Raw genomic sequence first — 5,657 nt, 5'->3', positions numbered from 1 at the left:
GCGGACGAGCCGGTGTCCGCGCTGGACGTGTCGGTGCAGGCACAGGTGATCAACCTGCTGGAGCGGCTCCAGGCGGAGTTCGGGCTGAGTTACGTGTTCATCGCGCACGACCTGTCGATCGTGCGGCACATCTCGGACCGGGTCGCGGTGATGTACCTGGGCCGGATCGTGGAGACCGGTACGGACGCGGAGATCTACGAGCACCCCACGCACCCGTACACCCAGGCGCTGCTGTCGGCGGTGCCGGTGCCCGATCCGGAGGCGCGGGCGCGCCGGGAGCGGATCATCCTGACCGGTGACGTGCCGTCCCCGACCGCGATCCCCTCCGGGTGCCGGTTCCGCACCCGGTGCTGGAAGGCCGAGGAGCGGTGCGCGCGGGAGGTGCCCGAGCTGGCGGTGCCGGAGAAGTTCCGGGCGGCCGGGGGGCCGGTCGCGCATCCGTCGGCGTGTCTGTTCGCGGCGGAGCGGCGGGTCGTGCCGGGGGCCATGGAGGAACACGGGGGGCACGGCAACGGGCCGGGATGACATGGCGTATCCCGGCCCGTCTCACGGCACCCGCACGGCCGTACGCGCATCAGCCTCGCGGGTGCGTATATCGGCGTGGCTTCGGCGAAGTTGCCTGTGCGTTAACGCCGTTCGGGCCGGCCCAGGGCGCGCTTGAGGAAGTCGACCTGGAGGAGGAGCAGGTTCTCCGCGACCTGCTCCTGCGGGGTCATGTGGGTGACGCCGGACAGGGGGAGCACCTCGTGCGGACGGCCGGCGGCCAGCAGGGCGGAGGAGAGCCGGAGGGTGTGTGCGGCCACCACATTGTCGTCGGCCAGACCATGGATGATCATCATGGGCCGCTGCGGTTCGGCGGGGTCGGCGAGGCCCTCGTCGGTGATCAGGGAGCTGCGGGCGTAGCTCTCCGGGTCCGCCTCGGGGTCGCCCAGGTAGCGCTCGGTGTAGTGGGTGTCGTACAGCCGCCAGTCGGTGACCGGGGCGCCCACGACACCCGCGTGGAAGACGTCCGGGCGGCGCAGGACGGCCAGTGCGGAGAGATAACCGCCGTACGACCAGCCCCGGATGGCGACGCGGTCGAGGTCGAGCGGGTAGCGCTTGGCGAGGTCGTGCAGGGCGTCGATCTGGTCGTCGAGGGTAACCGTGAAGTCCTGGTGGATCGACTTCTCCCACTCGGGGGAGCGGCCGGGGGTGCCCCGGCCGTCCGCGACGATCACCGCGAAGCCCTGGTCGGCGAACCACTGCGAGGTCAGATGGGCGTTGTGGGCGGCGACGACCCGCTGGCCGTGCGGGCCCCCGTAGGGGTCGAGCAGGACGGGCAGGGGAGTGTCGTCGGGGTAGTCCGATGGCATAAGCACGGCGCACGGAATTCGTCGTGCGCCCCCCTCGGTCAGGGTCACGCGGGGGGACAAACCGGGGTCTTCGGCGTACGAGCGGACACCGAGCGCCGATTTTCCGTCACGCAGCACCTGGACACGGGCGCCGGGACTGTCCAGGGTCGCGGAGACCAGGACGGTGACGTCACCCGAGCGCACCGCCGAGTGCACACCGGGCTCCCGCGACACGCGCTCCACGCCCGCTTCGCCGACCCGGTACACATGGATCTCGCCGGTCTCGGGGTCCTCGGCCGCCTCTCCGGCGGAGGCCGAGACCAGTACGTCCTCCGACGACACGTCGAGCACCGCGCGGATGTGCAACTCCGGTCCGGTCAGCGGGCGTTCGCCCACGGTGAGGACCCGCGCGCCATCCTCGTCCGCGATGCGGACCAGCTGCCCGGAGGGGGTCCAGGCGGGCACCCCGGCGAAAAGATCCAGCCATGTTGGATCTTCGTCGGCGTGCAGCGTCCGGGTCTCCCCGGTGTCCGGGTCGAGGGTGAGCACGAGTGTGCTCCGCTGGTCCCGCGACTGCACCTGGAGAAGGGGTGCACCCGCCTCTGACCAGTGCACTCGCGCCAGATAGGGGAAACGCTCGCGGTCCCAGCGGACCTCGGTGCGGGTGCCGTCCAGGCCGATGACGAACAAGGTCACCGCCGCGTTGGCGGTGCCCGCGGCCGGGTAGCGCACGTGGTGTGGCTCACGGTCCGGGTGTGACGTGTCCGCGATCCACCAGCGCCGCACCGGCGTGTCGTCCACCCGCGCCACCAGCAGCCGGTCCGACTCCGGGGACCACCAGAAGCCCCGCGTACGGTCCATCTCCTCGGCCGCGACGAACTCCGCAAGGCCGTACGTCACTTCGTCGCTCTCGGGGGTGGCCAGCGGCCGGTCGTCCGCTCCCTCGGCGCCGATGAGGCGCAGTTCGCCTCCGGCGACGTACGCGACGCGGGTGCCGTCGGGGGACGGGCGGGGGTCGATCACCGGGCCGGGGGCGGGCAGTTCACGGGCGGTGCCGGCGCGCAGTCCGGCCGTGAACAGCCGCCCGGACAAGGCGAAAGAGGCCAGTTCGGCAGCGGCGTCGGTGGCGTACCCGACGATGCCCGCGCCGCCCTCGCGGCTGCGTTCGCGGCGGGCGCGTTCCTCGGGGGACAGCTCCTCGTCGGCACCCGCGAGCAGGGCGCGGGGGTCGGCGGCGAGGCGTTCGGTGCCGTCCGCGGTGTCCAGTACCCACAGGGAGTTGGCGCGGTCCGTGCCGGAGCCGGAGCGCAGGAACGCGACACGGGAGCCGTCGGGGGCCACGGTGAACCCGCGCGGCGCGCCGAGCGAGAAGCGCTGGGTCCGGGCGTGTCGGCGGGGGAAGGAGCCGGTGCCGGCTGTCTGGGTCGTCATGGCCCGACCATATTGGCCATGCGCCCCCTTGTGCGGCCGTGCGCCGAGCGATGCGCGAGCACACATAGTTATGATCACTGTCGCTGCGTGGGTATGAACCTGGCGGCGTCCGCGTGGACTTGGCTCTCGGGCCGGTCCGCCGGGGCTGTACCGAAGTCACAACCCCCATAGTCCGAACCCCCCGTGTCCCTGGGATTCATTGGAGGTGAGCCGCCGTGGCACTCTCGATTTCGGCGGTGGTGCTGCTGGCGATCATCGTCTTCCTGCTGATCAAGAAGTCGGGACTGAAGGGGGGACACGCGGCCATCTGCATGCTCCTCGGCTTCTATCTCGCCTCCTCGACCATCGCACCCACGATCAGCGAGCTGACCACGAACGTCGCCAGCATGATCGGCAGCATCAAGTTCTGACGCGGGACGGGGTGATGACGGTGTCGTCGCCCCTCCTGCCGTGATCAGCTCGTCGGCAGTGTGGGCTGGACGCGGCGCAGGAACGCGGCGTTGTCCGGGGTGTCCCGCAGTCGCTCCAGCAGGGTTTCCAGGGACGCGTCCCCGTGTGAGCGCAGGGCGCGGCGCAGGCCCCTGGTGATCGCCAACTCCTCCCGCGAGAGCAGGAGTTCCTCGCGGCGGGTGCCGGTGCGGTCGATGTCCACGGGCGGGAAGACGCGGCGGGACGCCAGCTCGCGGTCCAGTCGGAGTTCCATGTTGCCGGTGCCCTTCAGCTCCTCGAAGAAGTAGCCGTCGGCGCGTGAGCCGGTGTCCACGAGCGCGGTGGCGAGGATGGTCAGCGACCCTCCCTCCTCCGCCTGCCGTGCCGCCCCGAAGAACCGCTTGGGGCCCAGCAGCGCGGCCGCGTCGACGCCCCCGCTGAGGGTACGGCCGCCCGCCGCCGAGGCGTTGTTGTGTGCGCGGCAGAGCCGGGTCAGCGAGTCCAGCAGGATCACCACGTCCTCCCCGGCCTCCACCCGCCGCTTGGCCCGCTCCACGACGAGGTCCGCGAGGGCGACGTGGTCCTTGGCGGGGCGGTCGAAGGTGGAGGCGTACACCTCGCCGCGTACCGACCTGCGCATGTCGGTGACTTCCTCGGGGCGTTCGTCCAGCAGCAGCACCATCAGGCGGCACTCGGGGTGATTGCCCGCGACGGCCGCGGCGAGCTGCTGGATCAGGACGGTCTTCCCGCTCTTCGGCGGCGCGACGATGAGGCCGCGCTGGCCCTTGCCCACGGGGGCGAGCAGGTCGGTCAGGCGGCCGGCCAGGCCGGAGGCGCGGTGCTCCAGGCGGAGCCGCTGGTGGGGGTGGAGCGGGGTCAGGTCGCGGAAGTCTCTGCGCCGCCCTCCGGGGGCGCGGCCGTCGACCCCGGTGACCTCGGTGAGGGCACCCTGCGGTCCGCCGACGCCTTCGACGAGGTCGCCCTTCCGCAGGCCGTGCCGGCGGATGAGCGCCGGGGAGACGTGGGGGTCGGCGGGCGAGGGCAGCAGGCTCGCGGCGGCCCGCAGGTGGCCCTTGCCGTGCGCGTCGATGTCGAGGACGCCGGTGAGGGTGGTGGTCTGGCTTCTGGTGGGGGATTCGAGGGTGATGGTCACAGGGGGGGTGTCCTTTCCGGACAGAAAGTGAAGGGCCGCGGATCACGGAGACGCCTGCCTCCGGGCGACGGGAACGCACCACTGACGGGGCGACGAAAGCCCTGGTCACCAAGGTGCTGATGCGGAGAAGCCCGGCCCGGTCGAAGACCGTCGGCACGAGGGCTGGGAGAGGAGTGCGACACCGGCGCCCGACATGGGGCGCGGGCATGCCGCTCATTGCACTGTACCGGTGCGGGCGGTTACGTCAAGAGGGATGCGGTACGGCCGCGCCCCGGCGGGGTGTGCCGGACCGGACCTCCCCGCACCGGAACCCGGTGCGCAGTGCTCCGGTGGGACGGGGGGTCATCAAGACCTGGAAAGACCTGGGGAAAGCACCCCCACCGAGCCCCACCCCTCCCGCCCACGGCGGCAGTCTCACTCGGGCGGGTGAACATCGCTGTTTCCGCTGGCAATTGACACCCTCGGCGGCTCTACGCTCAGCGCAACACAACAGCTGACATACGTCGGCCCCCGCCGGGAGTGGCTTCCCAGTGCGAGGGCCTGACCACCAAGGAAGATGTGAGCTTCCCGATGGGTACCCAGAACCCTAGCGCGCCCCCGCGCGTCCGGTCCCGCATTGCGGGCCATGACCACCCGAACCGGGGTGGTCTCATCCACGACAACTCCCGCCACACCGCCCGCTTCGCGGTGATCGGCAACCACCTCGCCCAGCACGCGGACCTCTCCCTGCTGGCGATCGGCCTCGGCACGCACATCCAGTCGCTGCCACGAGGCGCCCGGATCGACATCAAGACCCTGGCCGCCCGCTTCCCCGAGGGCGTCACCCGTATCGCCGCGGCCCTGCGCGAACTGGAGAAACACGGCTACCTGCGCCGCGTACGCGAACGCGTCCCCGGCGGCCGCATCATCACCCGCACGATCTCCTGCAACCGGCCCCCGGCCGCCCGCAGCCCCCGGTCCGGCCACGAGCCCGTGAGTGACCGCCCGCTGCGGCCCGCCCCCGCCGGGGACTGCACGCCGGGACCCCGCCGCAAGGCCCTCCCCGCCGTGCCGACCCCCTCCTCCTCCGCCCCCGCACTCCTCCAGGCCGCCACCGACGTCCTCGCGGACCTGCGCCGCCACGACAGCCGCCTGCTGCTCTCCACCGCCGACACGGCTCACCTCGCCCCCGGCGTGGCCGCCTGGCTGGAGCGGGACGTCTTCCCGTCAGCCGTACGCCGAGCCCTCACCGCCAACCTCCCCGAAGGCACCCTCCACCGCCCAGCCGCTCTCCTGGCCCACCGCCTCACGACCCAGCTCCCACCCCCACCTCC

The 5,657-nt window shown here is 72.1% G+C and carries 5 protein-coding genes; 3 read left to right on the top strand and 2 right to left on the bottom strand.

Annotated features, from left to right (window positions below; all coding sequences use genetic code 11):
- On the top strand, positions 1–525 hold a 525-nt coding region (locus GT030_RS21795), incomplete at its 5' end, for an ABC transporter ATP-binding protein (protein WP_161202549.1).
- Positions 526–626: 101 nt separating this feature from the next.
- On the opposite strand, the gene GT030_RS21790 is transcribed toward GT030_RS21795, so the two are convergent.
- Positions 627–2,762 carry an alpha/beta fold hydrolase gene (locus GT030_RS21790; RefSeq protein WP_161202548.1) on the bottom strand — a complete coding sequence of 712 codons (2,136 nt, stop codon included), beginning with the start codon at positions 2,760–2,762 and terminating at the stop codon, positions 627–629.
- Between the two features lie 215 nt (positions 2,763–2,977).
- Between GT030_RS21790 and GT030_RS21785 the strand changes: the two genes are divergently transcribed.
- Complete coding sequence (locus tag GT030_RS21785) at positions 2,978–3,172, top strand: hypothetical protein (RefSeq protein WP_018544306.1); 195 nt, start codon at positions 2,978–2,980, stop codon at positions 3,170–3,172.
- 44 nt (positions 3,173–3,216) lie between these two features.
- On the opposite strand, the gene rho is transcribed toward GT030_RS21785, so the two are convergent.
- Positions 3,217–4,344, bottom strand: coding sequence for a transcription termination factor Rho (gene rho, locus GT030_RS21780; protein ID WP_161202547.1), 1,128 nt, complete (start codon positions 4,342–4,344; stop codon positions 3,217–3,219).
- Positions 4,345–4,914: 570 nt separating this feature from the next.
- On the opposite strand from rho, the gene GT030_RS21775 reads away from it, so the two are divergent.
- A partial coding sequence (locus tag GT030_RS21775; RefSeq protein ID WP_161202546.1) for a helix-turn-helix domain-containing protein occupies positions 4,915–5,657 on the top strand: 743 nt, incomplete at its 3' end.

This window comes from Streptomyces sp. SID1328 (assembly GCF_009865595.1).
Taxonomy (GTDB): Bacteria; Actinomycetota; Actinomycetes; order Streptomycetales; family Streptomycetaceae; genus Streptomyces; species Streptomyces griseoluteus.
Note: the sequence above shows the minus strand (reverse complement) of the source record. Positions and strands in the feature narration are given on the sequence as shown.